Below are 18,408 nucleotides of genomic sequence, written 5' to 3'. Positions count from 1 at the left end.
ATTCCTTAAGCTTGTTCTACGTTGCTAATTTGAGCAGCAGCATCAACTACTTTTGCTTCAAATTCGCCACGGAAATGTTTGAGTGCGCCCATAAGCGGTTCCATCGCACCAGGTGCGTGAGCACAGAAAGTTTTACCAATCCAAAGCTTACGAGTAAGTTCTTGTAAGTGATCAATATCTTCTTTCTTACCTGTGCCATCTTCAAGTGCTTTAAGCGCTTTAACAGCCCAAGGTAAACCATCACGACATGGTGTGCAGAAACCACAAGATTCACGTGCAAAGAATTCTTCTAAGTTACGTGTTGCAGAAACCATACATTGAGTTTCATCAACAACCATAAGCAAACACGTACCTAAACGTGAACCTGCTTTCATAATGCTTTCAGCATCCATTGGCAAGTCAATGTGTTCAGCCGCTAAGAAGTCAGTCGAAGCACCACCTGGTAACCATGCTTTAAGCTTTAAGCCATCACGCATACCGCCCGCATGATCTTCGATCACTTCGCGCGCAGTTGTACCAAATGGAAGTTCCCATAAACCTGGGAATTTCACTTTACCTGATGCACCATAAATTTTTGTGCCCGGATCTTTCGACTTACCTTCAGATAAACCGATATACCATTCAGGACCACGAAGCATGATTGCTGGTAAGTTGTTGTACGTCTCTACGTTGTTCACAATTGTAGGACGACCCCAAGCACCTGCAACTTGTGGGAATGGCGGTTTAGTACGAGGGTTTGCACGACGACCTTCAAGCGAGTTAATCAATGCAGTTTCTTCACCGCAAATATAACGACCCGCGCCAGTATGTACGTGTAAATCGAAGTTCCAACCTGTACCTAGGATGTTTTCACCTAAGTAACCTTTAGCACGAACTTGCTCTAATGCTTCATTTAAGTATTGAGCAGCTTCAATGTACTCACCACGGATGAAGATATAACCTTGTGTTGCTTCAAGCGTATAGCCTGCAATCAACATACCTTCAATTAATTGATGTGGAAGTTTTTCCATCAACAAACGGTCTTTGAAAGTACCTGGTTCCATTTCATCGGCATTACAAATCAGGTAACGAGGACCGCCATCATTTGGCGCCATCAATGACCATTTAATCCCTGCTGGGAAACCTGCACCACCACGACCTTTTACAGTTGCAGCTTTAATTACGTCTAATACTTCAGCAGGTTTCATGCCCAATGCTTTTTTAAAGCCTGCATAGCCTTCTAAAGCTTCGTAATCGTCTGCACTGCGTACTGCTTCCTGTTTACTTAAGCGCCATGTTAATGGATGAGTTTCTGGGTTGCCGTCGCCATAAATTGGTTTTGGTTCAGTATTCATACATACTTCTCCAATAACTGTTTAACTGAAGAAACTTCCACTAAACCGTGAGTATCTTCATTAATCATTAAGGTTGGACCTTTGTCACAGTTACCTAAACAGCAAATTGGCAAAATAGTAAAACGACCATCAGCGGTTGTTTGACCAAATGAAATGCCTAATTCACGTTGAAAAGCTTCTGCTAAAGTTTCCGCGCCCATTAAGAAGCATGCAATTGAATCACATAATAAAATTACGTTGCGACCTACAGGTTGGCGATAAATGCGGTTATAGAAAGTAGCAACACCTTCTAAATCTGCAACTGTCATGCTTAGCATTTGAGCAATTGCATTCATTTGCGCATCATCTACCCAACCATTACGGCGTTGTACACACTTCAATGCATCTAAACATGCAGCACGTGGGTACGGATAGTGACCAATGTGATGTTCAATTTCATGAATTTCTTCCGAAGTTAAAATTCCTTCAACCGTCACACGTGGTTTTTTATCTGTCAAAATCATCATAATGCGTTTACCCCTTAGCGATCCACGTCAGCCATTACGACGTCAATTGTCGCTAAATAAATGATCAAGTCAGACATTAAGCTGCCGTTAATCACAGAAGGCATTTGCTGTAAATGCGTGAAGGTTGGTGTACGAATACGAGTACGGTAACTCATTGTTGACTTATCAGAAGTCAAGTAGTAGTTAGACGCACCTTTTACCACTTCAGCCATTACAGATGCTTCACCTGCAGGCATTACAGGACCCCAAGATACGCTCAAGAAGTGCGTAATTAGAGTTTCAATATCTTGTAATGTCTTATCTTTTGGTGGTGGAACAGCCAATGGATGATCAGCTTTATAAGCACCAGAAGGCATGTTATCTAAACATTGCTTAATGATTTTCAGTGATTCTTCAATTTCACGGAAGTGAACCATTACGCGCGCATAAGCATCACCTTCGTACTCTAATGGCACATCAAAGTCATAATTTTCGTAACCGCTATACGGACGATATTTACGAACGTCGAAATCGATACCTGTAGCACGTAAACCAGTACCAGTTACACCCCAAGCCAATGCAGATTTAGCATCATATTGCGCTACACCTTGTGTACGACCCATGAATACAGAGTTGCGTAAAGCAGCTGTGTAGTATTCATTCATACGCTTCGGCATCCAATCAAGGATTTCACGGATGAGATGTTGCCAGTTATTTGGAAGATCGTGCGCAGTACCGCCAATACGGAACCAAGCTGGGTGCATACGGTAACCAGTGATCGCTTCAATTGCGTCATAAATCTTTTGACGATCTGCGAACATATAGAATACTGGTGTCATACCGCCGGCATCCTGAATCGCTGTACCAATAAACAATAAGTGGTTATTAATACGGAACAATTCAGACATCATTACACGAATACATTGTGCACGGTCAGGAACAGTAATTCCTGCCATTTGCTCTACGCCCATTACATAAGGCATGTTTTGAGCACAACCACCTAGGTAGTCGACACGGTCTGTATACGGAATGAATGAATGCCAAGTTTGACGTTCAGCCATCTTTTCCACACCACGGTGGTGATAACCGATGTCAGGCACACAGTCTTTCACTTCTTCACCGTCCAACTGCAAGACAATACGGAATGCACCGTGCGCAGATGGATGGTTAGGACCCAAGTTCAAGAACATGAAATCTTCATCATCATTTCCACGTTTTAGACCCCAATCTTCAGGTACAAAACGTAAATGTTCTTGTTCGAAATCTTGTTTCGCTTGGTTTTGCATGTACGGCGTATATTCAGTCGCACGTGCAGAGTATTCTTTACGAAGTGGGTGACCTTCCCAATATGTAGGTAACAAAATACGACGGAGCATTGGATGCCCTTCGAAATTAATACCGAACATATCGTAAGCTTCACGCTCGTACCAGTTGGCATTTGGCCAAATGTTGGTTGCTGTAGGAAGATTTACATCATTCTCACTTAATGCAACTTTAATACGAATATCACTATTTCGTTCTAACGATAACAAGTGATAGAACACTGTAAAGTCAGATGCAGGTAAACCGTCACGGTGTGTACGTAAACGCTCATCTACAGCAGATAAGTCGAATAACATCACATAAGGACGATCAACTTTACGCAAGAACATTAAAACGTCTTGTACACGCGCGCGCTCAACCCAGACTGTTGGAAAATCTTCAAAAGTCGTTTGCACATAGAAGTTCTCACCAAATTTGGTTTTGAGCTCTTCTACAATTGCAAATGCAGGGCGTGAATCAACTGGAGTTGATTCTGGCATAGCAATGTCAGTTTCAGCCATTGGCTTGGCTTCCTATTTTATACAAATTCAGTCAATTTAAACGACAACTACACCCTTACAGGTGCATCAAAAATTTGTCACTTAAATTATTTAATTTCATCCATCGAGCGTAAGTTTTTCACAGCAATACGCTCTGCATTCTTACGATCACGTTCTGGCTGCATCTTTGGCTTATACACTGGCTTAAGATCATCACCAATCACCGCTGAAAGTGGACGACGCTCGAGTTGAATTTGGTCTTGTAACAACATTAAAGCTTGAATTAAAGCTTCAGGGCGTGGTGGGCAACCAGGAATATAAACATCCACTGGAATAATTTTATCTACGCCTTGTACCACTGAATAAATGTCGTACATACCACCCGAGTTTGCACATGCACCCATCGAGATTACCCATTTAGGCTCAAGCATTTGTTCATACAAACGCTGAATTACAGGCGCCATTTTTACAAAGCAAGTACCTGCAACAATCATCAAATCGGCTTGACGTGGCGAAGCACGAATTACTTCAGCACCAAAACGTGACAAGTCATGCACGCCTGTTAAAGTCGTTGCATACTCTACGTAGCAACAAGATGTACCAAAGTTAAACGGCCAAACTGAGTTTTTACGACCCCAGTTTACTGCTGTATGTGCCAAATCTTCTAAACGAGTCATGAACACATTTTTATTCACTTCATCTTCAAGCGGATCTGTAACGATTTGACGCTCTTGAAGTGGATATTGATCAGCATCCGGATTCGCACGGGTTAAGGTGTATTTCATCCCGTATTACTCCTTGTCAGATGATGCAGTCGGTGTTTTAGATTTCACACGACCAGAAGATTGCGCTGGAATTTGACCCGTAGGATCCATTACCAACTCTTCAATTGAATTAAAGCGTGTAATTTCAGCTATATCCATATTTGGAGAACCGATTTTAGCTTTAATACCAGCAGCTTTACGCTTATCAGATGGAGCCCAGTTAAGTGCGCCAGTTGATAATTCATAAATCAAACCAACAAGTAAAACTAAAATAAATACAGCAGCTGTAGCAAAACCAACCCATCCTACTTCACGAACTGAAACAGCCCATGCGTATAGATAAAGAGCTTCTAAGTCGAAGACAACAAAGAAGATTGCCACTAAATAGAATTTAGCAGACAAGCGAATACGTGCACCACCGGCACCTACAACACCAGACTCGAATTGTTCTTGCTTAGCTCGACCCCACGACTTACCCCCAAGGAGTAACGGGACAGTGAGCATAAAAACGCATAAAAATGTAACGCCGATCACGAAGGCAATAATTGCCCATTCGTATGGAGTAATGGCACTCATGCGGGGATAACTCCTGGCAGGCCTATTTATTAACAAAGAATGTATGTATTGGCCTTCAAATACACCAAACACAAAATTAATCCCGCCAATTGTACCTGATTTATGATTTCACTTGCTAGCTTATAACACTTAGTCTTTCGGATGATTTTTTCATCATTTTCTATCTTTTTTTTAATTTATGTGCACTTATAAGGCTTTGAATCACTTATATTCCTTAAAAATTTAAAATGTAAATTTATTTTCACAGCTGTAAAAATATTATTTTATTCTTTATTTTCTTAAAATATGATTTCAAAAAGAATATTTAAAACCAATGTTTAACAATACTAACAATTATTATCATTTTATGATTTTTAGATCTAATTTATTTTTTGTAATCTTTTGCAAAACCATCATTAAAGCTGTTTAACTCTTCAACAGAAGTATGCTATTTCTATATTATTCAATTAAAACTAGACAATAAGGGCGTAAATACATGAAGTTAGATATTTCTTATAAACCAAATTATTTTTTATACGCACAACTTATTATTCGACATATTGAAAATTACGTTAGCAAACACCCAGATGCAGAAAATGCGATTTTCGATCTGCGCGATATCTACGAATTATTCCGTCAAGATAAAGCATCTTCAACAACCAATTTAGACGGCATTTTAAATATTGCAGATGAATACAAAGTTGAAACTTTAAATGGCGATAAAAAGCTCATTAGTAAGTACGCGATTAATGTTGCAGATAACTCATTATTAATTGATTTCGACCCTGATGCCCTTCAAGCGATTAAGGCAGGCAAGAAAATCATTGTTCCCGACGCAACAATCACAGAGTAAGAAATTAAAAAAAAGCGTGTTTAAATAACACGCTTTTTTACATCTAAAATAATCAATTCAAACTTTCACTTTTTGCGTTCTAATAAAAATTTCGAAATAGATACCAACTCTTCAGCAGAATCGCCAAAGTATTCTAAGGTTTCAAAAGCTTGATCATGCAATTGTTTTGCATATTCAATAGCTTTATCTAAGCCCATAAGTGCAGGATAAGTCGATTTCTCTACCAACTCATCCTTCCCTGCCGTTTTTCCCAAAACTTCAGTTTCAGCAGTAATATCTAAAATATCGTCTTGAACTTGAAATGCCAAACCAATCGCTTGTGCATATTCACGTAACTTAGGTAGTGCAACATCTACACCATCAAAAATAGTAATTGCAGACATCATGACTGCAGCAGAAATTAATGCACCTGTTTTATTGCGATGAATATTTTCCAAAGCTTCTTGATCTACACGCTTACCTTCTGCTTGCAAATCTAAAACTTGACCACAAACCATTTTCGATGAAGCCGTTGCTAAAATTTGCATTTGTTTTAAAACAATTGAAGCATCTACCGCAGGTCCTTGATCAAACAAGCGACTGCCCAAAATTTCAAATGCCATCGATTGTAAAATATCACCTGCAAGCAAGGCTGTATCTTCACCATAAGCAACATGACACGTCGGCTGACCACGACGCAATAAATCATTATCCATACATGGCAAATCATCATGTGCTAACGAATAGCAATGAATTAGTTCAATTGCAACTGCGGCACGACGTACAGCAGCATAGTTTGAATTTGGTTTTATAGATGCTGTTGCATAAGCCAATGCAGGTCTAACACGCTTACCACCCAACATTACCGCATGATGCACCGCACCTTTTAAAGGTTCAGGGATCGCAAAAGCATCCAAAGCCATTAACAAATCTTGTTGAATTCTTTGCTGCGCTGCGGAAAGTACATTATTTTGTATGTCTAGTGATAATGACACGTGAGCCTCTATAATTTTATAAATCCCAACTTAAAATTAACCAGTTTATAAATAGTCAATTTAACTGCTGGCTATTGTACATATAAATAGATATTCATTCCTTCCTTTTACTGCATTAACTTATATCAACAATCACACTTCTTCATTTTTAATTAAGCAAATAAAAACACCTCCAATAAAAGAGGTGTTTTCAAAATCTTCAATATTTACTATTTCAAACTATCAGCAGGAATTCTTACCCAACCTTCCATCAATATTCTTGCACTTCGGCTCATCACTGCTTTTTTCACAACCCATTGATCATTTTCTTTTATTGCTTGCGCACCTACACGTAAAGTCCCAGATGGATGTCCAAAACGTACCGCTTCTCGCTCACCACCACCTGCAGCTAAATTTACTAATGTTCCCGGAATAGCAGCTGCTGTACCAATAGCAACCGCAGCCGTTCCCATCATTGCGTGATGAAGTTTCCCCATAGAAAGCGCACGAACCAACAAATCTGTATCTTCAGCTTTAACTTCCTTTGCACTTGAAGATGTATAAGATTTTGATGGTGCAACAAATGCAATTTTAGGCGTATGTTGACGGTTAGCCGCTTCAGAAATATTTTGAATGAGCCCCATCTGTTTTGCACCATAGGCACGAATAGTTTCAAATTTTTCTAAAATTTTCGTATCACTATTAATTACATCTTGTAGTTCCGTTCCATCCAAACCAAGTTCTGATGCATTTAGAAATATAGTTGGAATACCTGCATTTATAAATGTTGCCTGATATGTTCCAATATTTGGTACATCCAAAGTATCTACAAGATTTCCTGTTGGAAACATTGCACCGCCATCTTCACCATCATCTGCCGGATCTAAAAATTCAATTTGAACTTCAGCAGCGGGGAAAGTCACTCCATCTAATTCAAAATCACCTGTTTCTTGAACTTGACCATTTGTAATAGGTACATGTGCAAGAATCGTTTTCCCAATATTTTTCTGCCAAATATGAACCGTGCAAATACCATTTTCAGGAATTTTTTTCGCACAAACCAATCCATTATTAATTGCAAAAGCACCAACCGCAGCGGTTAAATTTCCACAGTTACCACTCCAATCTACAAAAGGTTTATCTATAGCAACTTGTCCAAATAAATAATCTACATCGTGATTTTCTTGCGTGCTTTTAGCCAAAATTACTGTTTTACTTGTACTTGATGTTGCCCCACCCATTCCATCTACTTGTTTTCCATAAGGATCTGGACTTCCAATCACACGAAGTAGAACTTGATCTCTTATTTTTCCTGCAACTTGAGCTTCTTGGGGTAAATCGTCTAATTTAAAAAAAACACCTTTGCTTGTACCGCCACGCATATATATTGCTGGAATTTTGATTTGTGCTGCAAAACTCATTTAAATATCCCTATAATCTTTCTTATGACAATTATTCTATGTCTCAAAACTAGCATACTGTGTTTTTAATTTTATTGTATGCACACATGACTTAAGTATAAAAAACCAACATACTCAAAAAATAATTAAATTATTATTTTTAATGTTTGCACCTTCAGTTCAATTTATTTGCTTGATTATCATCATCTTTATATATATTTTATTTATAAATATTTTTTATCAATATCATAACTTTAGTTCACATTTAGCGTTCTACTAGGCTAAATACAAGCGATCTATTACAATCTCAATACTTATTCATTGTCGGGCTGAAAAACTTGAATAAAAATACTACTGAACTTCAGCGTGGCTTAAAGAACCGTCATATCCAATTAATTGCCATGGGTGGTGCAATTGGTACGGGCTTATTCTTAGGTTCCGCTCATGTCATTCAATCTGCAGGTCCATCCATTATTTTGGGTTATGCAATTGGTGGCTTTATTGCTTTTTTAATTATGCGCCAATTGGGCGAAATGATTGTTCATGAACCTGTTGCAGGCTCATTTAGTCACTTTGCATATAAATATTGGGGTAAATTCCCAGGCTTTTTAACAGGCTGGAACTACTGGATTCTATATATTTTAGTTGCAATGACAGAGCTTACTGCCGTTGCAAAATATATTAATTACTGGTGGCCTCATATTCCTGCATGGGCTTCTGTACTCTTCTTCTTCATTATTATTACGCTTATTAACCTAGGTAATGTGAAGTTTTACGGAGAATCAGAATTCTGGCTGTCTATTATTAAAGTAGCTGCCGTTGTTTCTATGATTATTTTCGGTATTTTCTTACTGTTTACCGCAGATGCAAACTCAACTGCATCGTTTAGTAATCTTTGGACACAAGGTGGATTCTTCCCAAATGGGTTTGAAGGTCTATTCTTTATGCTCGCCTTCCTTATGTTCGCATTTGGTGGTATTGAGCTTATTGGTATGGCTGCTGCTGAAGCCGATAATCCTAAGAAAACAATTCCAAAAGCAATTAACCAAGTTGTTTTTCGTATTTTAATTTTCTATGTCGGTTCACTTACAATTCTTTTATCTTTAGTGCCTTGGAATCAGTTAGAACTTGGCGGATTAGATAAAAGTCCATTTGTAATGATTTTTAGCCAACTTGGTATTAACTGGGCTGCGCATTTACTGAACTTCATTATTTTAACTGCTGCACTTTCTGTTTATAACAGTGGTATGTATGCCAACAGCCGTATGCTTTACAGTTTGGCAAAACAAGGGAATGCACCAAAAGTATTTGCGAAAGTAAATAAGCAAGGTGTTCCAATTCCTGCTGTATTACTTTCTGCTGCATTAATTTTTGGTTGTGTACTTTTAAACTACTTTGTGCCAGAAAAAGCATTAAGCAATCTTATTTATATTGTTGTGGGTGCGCTCGTTCTAAACTGGGCAATGATTACACTTACCCATTTGCAATTTAGACGTGCAAAACGCATTTTGAATTTTAAAACTTCTTATACTGCGCTTTGGTCACCAATTAGTAACTATATTGTTTTAATCTTTATTGCACTTATTCTTTTCATTATGTGGAAAGAAGGCTTAATGGGCGCTGTGATTATGATTCCTATTTGGATCACATTCATGTTAGTGCTTTTCGACCGGCTAAATCCTAAAGATTTAAGCGATGTAAAAGTCGACAGCGATTAAGTTAAAAGTCTATAAAATTTAAAAAGTTATTACTTCGGTAGTAACTTTTTTTTTGCATTTTTTTAAGCTAAAGTAGCCATCTAAAATAATAATCCAGCTTTGCGCCCTTAGCTTAATTGGATAGAGCCGTTACCTCCTAAGTGACAGACGTGGGTTCGAATCCCGCAGGGTGCACCAACCATATTGTTTTTAATATATTTTTAAAATAAAAAATACTTTATTAAGACTTTTTTTATATAAAAAAACCTGTTTAATATTTAATCAAAATCTTTATTTGAAAGATTCAACCCAAAATACAATTAGTATTTAGATTTTTAAAACATCTTAATCCTTACAAATTCACTTAATTAGTGAAGCAAAAAGCTACACAAATATAATTTTTAATGTTAAATTCCAAAACAATAAAACAACACATTTCACACTTTATATTACAACTGCAGATTATTTCGCTATAAACACCAAGGGAATTACTATGAAATTAAACCAACTTTATGTTGCTACATTAATAGCAACATTGCCTGCAACTAGCCTGTTTGCAGCTGCACTTGAACGCTCTAATCAATCAATTTCTGCCTTTCTAGAATCAGGAAATTATATTGAAGCAGGGTTTGATGTTGTAGATCAAAATATATCTAGTAAAATAGCCAACAATCTAGTCGGGAACTTAAACAATTCAGGCTACAATTCAAGTCGCAATCTTGATGTTGGCACTCCTGTAAACAATACTACAATCGTACCCAATATTGCGTTAAAAATCCAAGCCACAGAAAAACTATCTGCCGGATTAATTTATGATCAACCTTTTGGCATACACACCCATTATACTGATGCATCTCGCTATTTCGGTGTAAACAATAATAGTACCGAGGTTAAAATTGATACCAAAAATATTACTTTATTATTTGGATATAAACCTGTAGAAAACATTCAACTCTTTATAGGACCTGTGTATCAAGAATTTAAAGGTTTCTTAGATTTAGAAGGATCGCATGCAACACGTGTATCTACAACATCTAGATACTATGAGGCCCATATGCCAAAAGACGAAGCATTTGGCTGGCTAACAGGCTTAGCTTATAGCAATATCGATTACGGTATTAAATCATCTTTAACTTACCGATCTGCAATTAAACATGAATTCAAAAGTAATGAGCCAATTGTAGACTTCGGTAATAGCACAACAAATATACCTATGACTGATATCCGCAATACGGCCATTCAAAAAAATTCAATATTTAAAACACCTCAGTCAGTAAATCTTAGCATTAGTAAAGAGCTTAACCCCAAAACAACCACATCAGCAAATATACGATGGGTTGATTGGAGTAATTTTGAACTTTTCCTACCATATTATTCAGCAAGAGCTAATGCAACAGCTCCTTCTGTATCTTCCTCACCAGCTCCATCTATTGGTAAAAGTGGTGGCTACAATCCAATCGCCTATGAAAAAGATCAATGGTCAATTAATTTAGGATTAGACCACAAACTCAATGAAAATTGGAAAGTAAGTGGCTCTTTAGGTTGGGATTCTGGTGTAGGTGAATATATCTCTCACTACACTCCAATTAATGGTTCATGGAGTGCTGGTGTAGGCGTACAATTTAGCCCTGCATCTAATTATTTTGTACAAACAGGTATTAAATATATTTGGTTAGATGATGTTAAAGGCCAACATGCAAAGCAAGTTTCTGAAAACTCAAATCTTTATGATACAGAATTTAATGATAATCATGCTTTAAGCTATGACTTTAAAATTGGTTACCGCTTCTAATTTTTTAAGATAACGTACATTTAAAAAAGGTCATTCATTGAATGGCCTTTTTTATATTTTCAATATTCAACTTATACATTGTGACATTTACACTATTTTTCACTTAAAAAATGCACATCCATAATAAAAATATCATTTTTTTAACTTTTTTTATACCCTTTAGTTCAAAAAATAATTCTTTATATTTCATATATTAAACAATAAACAATGTACTAAATATAAGTTCCAATCTATATTTTGAACACAAAACAACCAGTAAAGTTTTTATAGAGTATTTACTCTTATTTTAATTGTGATACTTTTATTGCATGGAGTAACTTTTGATTACGGTTTGTAAAGCCGTTATCTCCAATCACCACAAACTAAACAAAAAAGTGATGAGACTTACATTCAAGGGAAAATGAACAATGAAATTAAAAACTCTTAGCACAGCTATGATTCTTGCAACTGTACCAATGACTGGTGCTTTTGCAGCAGCATTGGATCGCTCAGGTCAATCTATTTCAGCTTTTTTACAGCCTGGTAACTATGCAGAAGCGGGTATTTCTGTTCTAGATGCAAATGTTTCGGGTAAAACACATAGTAATTATGATGCTGGGAGTGGCAATGTTGCAGCAGCTGGCATAAATAACTCTGATGTAGGATCAATGGCAGATAATTACTACTTCCCTACAGCAGCAGTTAAAATTCAAGCTAATGAAAACTTTTCTATCGGTCTTCTTTATGACCAACCATTCGGCGCAGCTGCATCATATAAAACTAATACTAAAACAACACCAACTTTAGGCGCTCCAGGAAGTGCTGGTGCTGGCATCAGTAATATTGGTGTATTCCATGATGGACAAGGTAATGGTACATCTGTTGAAGTTGACACTCACAGCTTGTCATTAATTTTAGGTTACCAGCCAACAAAAAATTGGAATCTATATGCTGGTGCTGTATATCAACAAGTTGAAGGAAATGTTGAACTTTATGGTACTGCTTATGGTGGCAAAAATGGTCTAAATGGCTATAAAGCTCAAATTGATAAAGATGGTGATTATGGATGGCTAGCTGGTATTGCATACCAAATTCCAGAAATTGCATTAAAAGCAGCTGTAACATATCGCTCAGAAATTAAGCACAACATTAAAATCAAAGAGAGCTCATCAGCACCTTTAGAATCAAACCTAGGGACTGTAGTGAATATGAATAATGGTGGTGGTGATACAAATATTACAACCCCTCAGTCTGTAAACATTGATTTCCAAACTGGTATTATGGAAAACACTGTTGCTTTTGCTAATGTACGCTGGGTTAATTGGAAAGATTTTTCTATTCGTCCATATGCATTTAGCAAAGCTGCAGCATCTGCAACCCAAGCTACTGGTGGAAAAGGTTTTGACCTAGTTGCTTATTCAAAAGACCAATGGTCTGCAAACGTTGGTGTTGGTCGTAAACTATCTGAAAAATGGGGTGCTAACGTTTCTGTAGGTTGGGATTCAGGTGCAGGTAACCCTGTAACAACACTTGGGCCAACTGAAGGCTATTGGAATGTGGGTGTAGGTGCACAATATAGCCCTGCACCAGATTACTTCATCCAAGCTGGCGTTAAATACTTCTGGCTAGGTGATGCTAAAGCACAGTCTGGTGCACAATTCGGCACAGATCAATATATTGCCGATTTCGAGGGTAACCATGCAATTGGCTATGGTCTGAAAATTGGTTACAAATTCTAAAAAATTAAACTCTTAGTTTTAAATCTAAAAGACCATTCATTTGAATGGTCTTTTTTATTGTAAAAGATTAAGTTTTTATATTTATGTTTTATTTGTTGAAATTTCAAGCAATCGAGTAACAAACTGCATAAATCCAGCTTTTATATAATTCCACTTATTAATCATAAACATAGCTTTATTTATTAGATTAATTACTCTAGATCCGTGTTTATTTAACCTCGTAAGTTTATGTTTTTATAAATTCGAGTATTTACTCTTTTTTAATTTGTGTTACTTTTCCACCACTTTTAGTTACAAATAGCATCAGGGAAAGACCATGAAGCTCAACAAACTTTGTCTTGCACTTACACTAATTACATTTCCTTTAAGCACAATGGCTGCTGGCTTAGATCGTTCAGGTCAATCTATTTCAGCATTTTTACAGCCTGGTAATTATGCAGAAGCAGGTCTTTCTGTATTAGACCCAACTGTTGAAGGTACAGACAATAATGGCAATACAGTAAGTGACATGGGGGATGACTATGTTTTTGCTTCTGCTGCTGTAAAAATTCAAGCAACAGATAAAATTTCATTTGGTTTACTATACGACCAACCCTTTGGTGCAGATGCTCAATATGGTGTTGATGGTTCTGATTTTGCCTCTACCGCACTAAATGAAGGCACAAGTGTAAAAGTTCGTACCAACAATATTACTGCTTTAGTAGGTTACCAACCTACAGAAAACTGGAATTTTTATGCAGGTCCAGTATGGCAAACGGTTGAAGCTGATATTGCATTACGTGGTGCAGCATATAGCTCATTAAGTGGATACAACATTCAAGTTGATCAAAAAGAAGCTTATGGTTGGGCAGCAGGTTTTGCTTATTCAAAACCTGAAATTGCTTTAAAAGCTGCGGTTACATATCGCTCTGAAATTAAGCATAAAGCAAGCTCTTTCGAAAATCACAATGCTACACCTTTATATGATACTTATTCATCTGTAGAAGCTATTACCCCACAATCTGTAAATATTGATTTACAAACTGGCGTTTCACAAAACACTTTAGTTTTTGCTAATTTACGTTGGGTACATTGGGATCAATTTGTTGTAAGCCCTAATTTACTTAATAGCTTAGCAAAACAAGATTTAATCTCTTATTCAGATGATCAATACTCAGCAACTATTGGCGCATCACACAAATTCAATAGTAAATGGGCTGCTACTGCTGCTGTAGGTTATGACTCTGGCGCAGGTAACCCTGTGACTACACTTGGCCCAACAGAAGGTTATTGGAGTGTTGGTTTAGGTGGTCAATATAGCCCTGCTGAAAACTATTTCATTCAAGCTGGTGTTAAATACTTCTGGTTAGGTGATGCAACTGCTCAAACTGGCAGTAACCCCGTTGGTGAATTCACCAATAACCATGCAATTGGTTATGGTATGAAAATTGGTTATAAGTTCTAATATTTAGAATATAAAAAAGGCGCTTAATGCGCCTTTTTTCAATCTTATCTTCTTATAAAAATTTATAATTTTCTTATTAATATTCTTTGACTATCTGAAATGATATTGTATTTAAAATCATGCTTATCCCCCTTAACGCCATAAAATCATCACACTTATCCATTAATAATTTTTTAAATATTTTTACCAAATGATTAATAATTAAACAATTGATAAAATACCTATTTATATATTATATTTTAATAATTACATTTTAATAATACATATCAACATCTTAACGAATTAATAACCTTAAAAAAACATGTCAATAGTAAAAATGACAGGATTTTTATTTTTTAGAGCATTTACTCTTTTTTTTATTCTGCTATTTTCCGATAACGATATGAAAATAAATGAAATACATATCACGTTTCTACCTAACACATTGATTGGTGTTATTTGAGTCACTCAAGGAAATTAATAAGTATGAAATTAAAAACTTTAACCAGTGCTATTTTATTATCTAGTTTTGCTACAACTGGGGCATTTGCAGCGGCATTAGATCGTTCAGGTCAATCAATTCAGTCATTTTTACAGCCTGGGAATTATGTTGAAGCTGGTGTTTCTTTATTAGATGCTAATGTAAGTGGGAAACTAAATTCAGATTTTAGCATGCCAAGTAGTTCTCCTTCCCTATCTCAAGATATCCAAGGTAGTAACCTTGGAGATATGGCTGAAAGCTATCACTTTTACAATGCAGCTTTTAAAGCTCAAATGACAGATAAGCTTTCTTTTGGATTGATTTACGATCAACCTTTTGGAGCCAATGCTAAATATTCTGATAAAGATACAAGATTTAAACCATCAGGTACTAATATAGGTCAATTAGGTAACAGAGAAATTGGTGCTTTCACTTACGGTAATGAAGCAACAAATGTTGAAGTAGATACAAAAAATTTATCTTTCATATTTGGATTCCAACCTACTAAAAACTGGAATATCTATGCAGGCCCAGTATATCAAGTAGTGAGTGGTAAAGTTAACCTCCATGGAGCAGCCTATGGCCCATTAGGCGGAGTCATCTGCCTGTCTGCTACTTCTTGCTCGGGTACAGCTAATATTAAAGATGGTCCAACAACAACTTCTCGATATACAGGATATAAAGCAAAAATTGATGATAATTCATCTGTAGGTTGGCTCGCAGGTTTTGCATATCAAATTCCAGAAATTGCACTTAAAGCTTCATTAACATATCGTTCTGAAATTTCACATAGTGTAATGATTGAAGAACAAATGCCTTCAAATATTTTAATGGGAACTAAAGTTCCATTAATGAATAAAGGTAAATATGAAATTGCAGAGACCAAAATTAAAACACCACAATCTTTAAATTTAGATTTCCAAACCGGTATTATGGAAAATACTGTTGCATTTGCGCAGTTACGTTGGGTGGATTGGTCTAATTTTAAAATACGACCAAACAAATTTGGCCAATTATCTTCTCAATTAACTCAAACCGCTGCTGGTACTCCGCGTGGTTTTGATTTAATCGCTTACGAAAAAGATCAAATTTCCGCAAACGTTGGTGTTGGTCGTAAGTTCAATGACCAATGGGCTGGTACCGTTATGGTTGGATGGGATTCTGGTGCAGGAAATCCTGTATCTACACTTGGACCAACAAATGGTTACTGGAGTGTTGGTCTTGGTGGTCAGTATAGCCCTACTCCACAATCATTTATTCAAGCAGGTGTTAAATATTTTGCACTAGGCGATGCAAAAGCACAGGTTGCTAGTTATTTTGGCACAGATATCACAGCTGCTGAATTCGAGAACAACCATGCCATTGGTTACAGCATGAAAATTGGTTATAAATTCTAATACTTAGAATATAAAAAAGGCGCTTAATGCGCCTTTTTTACTATTTAACCTATATAAATTAAGCAGGAATATCACGGTTTGAAGCATTACGAATTGCTTCTTTTAATGCAGCATAGCCATGAATTGGTGGAAATTGTGGAAACTCTGCAATCACATTTTCAGGTGCATCAAATAAGAAGCCTGCATCTGCTTCGCCAAGCATTGTTGTGTCATTGTAAGAATCGCCTGCCGCAATCACACGGAAATTTAAACCATGTAATGCTTGAACAGCTTTACGTTTTTGATCTGGCTGGCGAAGTTTATAATTTGTAATAACGCCATTTTCATCAGTTTCTAATTTATGACAGAAAATTGTAGGCCAACCCAATTGCTTCATTAATGGATGAGCAAATTCATAGAATGTATCTGACAAAATAATCAATTGGAAATGTGTACTTACCCATTCAACAAACTCTTTTGCACCTTCAAAAGGTCCCATTTCAGCAATTACATCTTGAATATCGTTTAAGCCCAAACCATGTTCTTTTAAAATATTTAAACGCTGAGTCATCAAAACATCATAATCAGGAATATCACGTGTTGTCGCTTCTAACTCTTTAATTCCAGTTTTCTTTGCGAAATTAATCCAAATCTCTGGAACTAAAACCCCTTCTAAATCAAGACAAACAACTTCCATGATATTCCCCTTTTATCTGCATGAAAAATTTAGCACTATCATAACTGAAGCATTTTAATAACAGTATTGCTTTATAAATCTATTTTCTTCATAAGTATTTATTTTTTAGTGATAAGTCTGTTATTTCATTTCTATTAAAATGCATGTGAAATAAATTAATATAGGTTTAGATGTAGCCAAGCCTATAGCCAGGACACTCATGACAACTATCCCTACAATTGATCTTGTCGATGCTCTTGCATCTGAATATACAGACAAATCTCCTAATGAAATTTTAGAACTTGCACTTAGCCAAGAAGGTGAAATTGCCATTTCATTTTCAGGTGCAGAAGATGTTGTTCTTATTGATATGGCATCACATTTAGGTAAACCCTTTCGTGTTTTTAGTTTAGACACTGGTCGCCTTCATGCTGAAACGTATCAATTTATAGACCAAGTTCGTAAACATTATAAAATTGATATTGAAATATGTTTTCCTGAATCGAGTGCAGTTCAAGAATTGGTAACAAATAAAGGCTTCTTTAGTTTTTATCAAGATGATCACAAAGAATGTTGCGGTATTCGTAAAGTTCAACCACTTCGTAAAAAACTTGCAACTTTAGATGGTTGGATTACAGGTCAACGTAAAGATCAAAGCCCTGGCACTCGTACAGAAATTCCTGTTATTCAACATGATGTAGGATTTTCAGGCGAAGGTAAGCAGCTTATTAAATATAATCCGCTTGCAAACTGGTCTAGTGCTGATGTTTGGAATTATATTCGTATGATGGAAATTCCATATAATCCATTACATGAACGTGGTTTTACTTCTATTGGATGTGAACCATGTACACGCCCTGTTTTACCTAATCAACATGAACGTGAAGGTCGTTGGTGGTGGGAAGAAGCAACACATAAAGAATGTGGTTTGCATTCGGGCAACTTGAAAAAATAATCCCAAATAGATATTTCTAAAATTAACCACGTTTATCGTGGTTTTTTAGACTTATGCATACATATTAATTCATTCTTTTTTATCAAATAACCGCTATAATTTCATAATATTTAAATAATACTAATAAGGCCGCTCATACAGGAG

Annotated in this window: 15 protein-coding genes and 1 tRNA gene; 8 read left to right on the top strand and 8 right to left on the bottom strand. The window is 36.4% G+C overall.

Annotated features, from left to right (window positions below; translation table 11 throughout):
• Positions 1 to 5 precede the first annotated feature (5 nt).
• The 5 genes from nuoF to ndhC all read right to left on the bottom strand — a co-directional run bounded on the left by nuoF (position 6) and on the right by ndhC (position 4,961).
• Positions 6 to 1,334: an NADH-quinone oxidoreductase subunit NuoF gene (gene nuoF, locus SKM54_RS00820; RefSeq protein WP_154772520.1), complete on the bottom strand. Its 1,329-nt coding sequence runs from the start codon at positions 1,332 to 1,334 to the stop codon at positions 6 to 8.
• On the bottom strand, positions 1,331 to 1,840 hold the full coding sequence (nuoE, locus tag SKM54_RS00815) for an NADH-quinone oxidoreductase subunit NuoE (RefSeq protein WP_154772519.1): 510 nt from the start codon (positions 1,838 to 1,840) through the stop codon (positions 1,331 to 1,333). The genes nuoF and nuoE overlap by 4 nt, the downstream gene beginning before the upstream one ends.
• Before the next feature lie 14 nt (positions 1,841 to 1,854).
• On the bottom strand, positions 1,855 to 3,642 hold the full coding sequence (gene nuoC / locus SKM54_RS00810) for an NADH-quinone oxidoreductase subunit C/D (protein ID WP_154772518.1): 1,788 nt from the start codon (positions 3,640 to 3,642) through the stop codon (positions 1,855 to 1,857).
• 86 nt (positions 3,643 to 3,728) lie between these two features.
• Positions 3,729 to 4,406 carry a NuoB/complex I 20 kDa subunit family protein gene (locus SKM54_RS00805; protein WP_154772517.1) on the bottom strand — a complete coding sequence of 226 codons (678 nt, stop codon included), beginning with the start codon at positions 4,404 to 4,406 and terminating at the stop codon, positions 3,729 to 3,731.
• Positions 4,407 to 4,412: 6 nt separating this feature from the next.
• Entirely contained in the window at positions 4,413 to 4,961 is a 549-nt protein-coding gene (gene ndhC, locus SKM54_RS00800; protein WP_154772516.1) for an NADH-quinone oxidoreductase subunit A, read from the bottom strand.
• A gap of 475 nt (positions 4,962 to 5,436) precedes the next feature.
• Here ndhC and SKM54_RS00795 point away from each other — a divergent pair, with 475 nt between their 5' ends.
• Complete coding sequence (locus tag SKM54_RS00795) at positions 5,437 to 5,793, top strand: hypothetical protein (RefSeq protein WP_154772515.1); 357 nt, start codon at positions 5,437 to 5,439, stop codon at positions 5,791 to 5,793.
• Between the two features lie 65 nt (positions 5,794 to 5,858).
• Here the strand turns inward: SKM54_RS00795 and SKM54_RS00790 are convergent, their stop codons facing one another.
• Positions 5,859 to 6,767 (bottom strand): polyprenyl synthetase family protein, encoded by a 909-nt coding sequence (locus SKM54_RS00790; protein ID WP_321093642.1) that lies wholly within the window; start codon positions 6,765 to 6,767, stop codon positions 5,859 to 5,861.
• A gap of 209 nt (positions 6,768 to 6,976) precedes the next feature.
• The gene (gene prpF / locus SKM54_RS00785; protein WP_321093640.1) at positions 6,977 to 8,167 is read right to left on the bottom strand and encodes a 2-methylaconitate cis-trans isomerase PrpF; all 1,191 of its coding nucleotides are present in this window, start codon (positions 8,165 to 8,167) and stop codon (positions 6,977 to 6,979) included.
• Between the two features lie 317 nt (positions 8,168 to 8,484).
• Here prpF and SKM54_RS00780 point away from each other — a divergent pair, with 317 nt between their 5' ends.
• The 6 genes from SKM54_RS00780 to SKM54_RS00755 all read left to right on the top strand — a co-directional run bounded on the left by SKM54_RS00780 (position 8,485) and on the right by SKM54_RS00755 (position 16,654).
• Positions 8,485 to 9,864, top strand: a complete 1,380-nt coding sequence (locus SKM54_RS00780) for an amino acid permease (protein WP_321093638.1) — start codon at positions 8,485 to 8,487, stop codon at positions 9,862 to 9,864.
• A gap of 101 nt (positions 9,865 to 9,965) precedes the next feature.
• A tRNA-Arg gene (locus SKM54_RS00775) sits at positions 9,966 to 10,041 on the top strand.
• Positions 10,042 to 10,336: 295 nt separating this feature from the next.
• Positions 10,337 to 11,635, top strand: coding sequence for an OmpP1/FadL family transporter (locus SKM54_RS00770; RefSeq protein ID WP_321093635.1), 1,299 nt, complete (start codon positions 10,337 to 10,339; stop codon positions 11,633 to 11,635).
• Positions 11,636 to 12,042: 407 nt separating this feature from the next.
• Positions 12,043 to 13,353 carry an OmpP1/FadL family transporter gene (locus tag SKM54_RS00765; protein WP_321093632.1) on the top strand — a complete coding sequence of 437 codons (1,311 nt, stop codon included), beginning with the start codon at positions 12,043 to 12,045 and terminating at the stop codon, positions 13,351 to 13,353.
• A gap of 316 nt (positions 13,354 to 13,669) precedes the next feature.
• The gene (locus SKM54_RS00760) at positions 13,670 to 14,797 is read left to right on the top strand and encodes an OmpP1/FadL family transporter (protein WP_321093629.1); all 1,128 of its coding nucleotides are present in this window, start codon (positions 13,670 to 13,672) and stop codon (positions 14,795 to 14,797) included.
• 465 nt (positions 14,798 to 15,262) lie between these two features.
• Positions 15,263 to 16,654, top strand: coding sequence for an outer membrane protein transport protein (locus tag SKM54_RS00755; RefSeq protein WP_321093627.1), 1,392 nt, complete (start codon positions 15,263 to 15,265; stop codon positions 16,652 to 16,654).
• Between the two features lie 58 nt (positions 16,655 to 16,712).
• Here SKM54_RS00755 and thrH read toward each other — a convergent pair whose 3' ends face one another.
• Positions 16,713 to 17,330, bottom strand: a complete 618-nt coding sequence (gene thrH / locus SKM54_RS00750; protein ID WP_154772510.1) for a bifunctional phosphoserine phosphatase/homoserine phosphotransferase ThrH — start codon at positions 17,328 to 17,330, stop codon at positions 16,713 to 16,715.
• 199 nt (positions 17,331 to 17,529) lie between these two features.
• Here thrH and SKM54_RS00745 point away from each other — a divergent pair, with 199 nt between their 5' ends.
• The gene (locus tag SKM54_RS00745; protein ID WP_248101660.1) at positions 17,530 to 18,264 is read left to right on the top strand and encodes a phosphoadenylyl-sulfate reductase; all 735 of its coding nucleotides are present in this window, start codon (positions 17,530 to 17,532) and stop codon (positions 18,262 to 18,264) included.
• Positions 18,265 to 18,408 lie beyond the last annotated feature (144 nt).

The organism is Acinetobacter faecalis, from assembly GCF_034187745.1.
Classification (GTDB): domain Bacteria; phylum Pseudomonadota; class Gammaproteobacteria; order Pseudomonadales; family Moraxellaceae; genus Acinetobacter; species Acinetobacter faecalis.
Note: the sequence above shows the minus strand (reverse complement) of the source record. Positions and strands in the feature narration are given on the sequence as shown.

Excerpts from the sequence above, each read along its gene's own strand:
- nuoE (WP_154772519.1), bottom strand. The coding sequence starts at position 1,840 with ATGATGATTTTGACAGATAAAAAACCACGTGTGACGGTTGAAGGAATT.
- prpF (WP_321093640.1), bottom strand. The coding sequence starts at position 8,167 with ATGAGTTTTGCAGCACAAATCAAAATTCCAGCAATATATATGCGTGGC.
- SKM54_RS00765 (WP_321093632.1), top strand. The coding sequence starts at position 12,043 with ATGAAATTAAAAACTCTTAGCACAGCTATGATTCTTGCAACTGTACCA.
- SKM54_RS00770 (WP_321093635.1), top strand. The coding sequence starts at position 10,337 with ATGAAATTAAACCAACTTTATGTTGCTACATTAATAGCAACATTGCCT.
- SKM54_RS00760 (WP_321093629.1), top strand. The coding sequence starts at position 13,670 with ATGAAGCTCAACAAACTTTGTCTTGCACTTACACTAATTACATTTCCT.
- SKM54_RS00745 (WP_248101660.1), top strand. The coding sequence starts at position 17,530 with ATGACAACTATCCCTACAATTGATCTTGTCGATGCTCTTGCATCTGAA.
- ndhC (WP_154772516.1), bottom strand. The coding sequence starts at position 4,961 with ATGAGTGCCATTACTCCATACGAATGGGCAATTATTGCCTTCGTGATC.
- SKM54_RS00755 (WP_321093627.1), top strand. The coding sequence starts at position 15,263 with ATGAAATTAAAAACTTTAACCAGTGCTATTTTATTATCTAGTTTTGCT.
- nuoC (WP_154772518.1), bottom strand. The coding sequence starts at position 3,642 with ATGGCTGAAACTGACATTGCTATGCCAGAATCAACTCCAGTTGATTCA.
- nuoF (WP_154772520.1), bottom strand. The coding sequence starts at position 1,334 with ATGAATACTGAACCAAAACCAATTTATGGCGACGGCAACCCAGAAACT.
- SKM54_RS00805 (WP_154772517.1), bottom strand. The coding sequence starts at position 4,406 with ATGAAATACACCTTAACCCGTGCGAATCCGGATGCTGATCAATATCCA.
- SKM54_RS00795 (WP_154772515.1), top strand. The coding sequence starts at position 5,437 with ATGAAGTTAGATATTTCTTATAAACCAAATTATTTTTTATACGCACAA.
- thrH (WP_154772510.1), bottom strand. The coding sequence starts at position 17,330 with ATGGAAGTTGTTTGTCTTGATTTAGAAGGGGTTTTAGTTCCAGAGATT.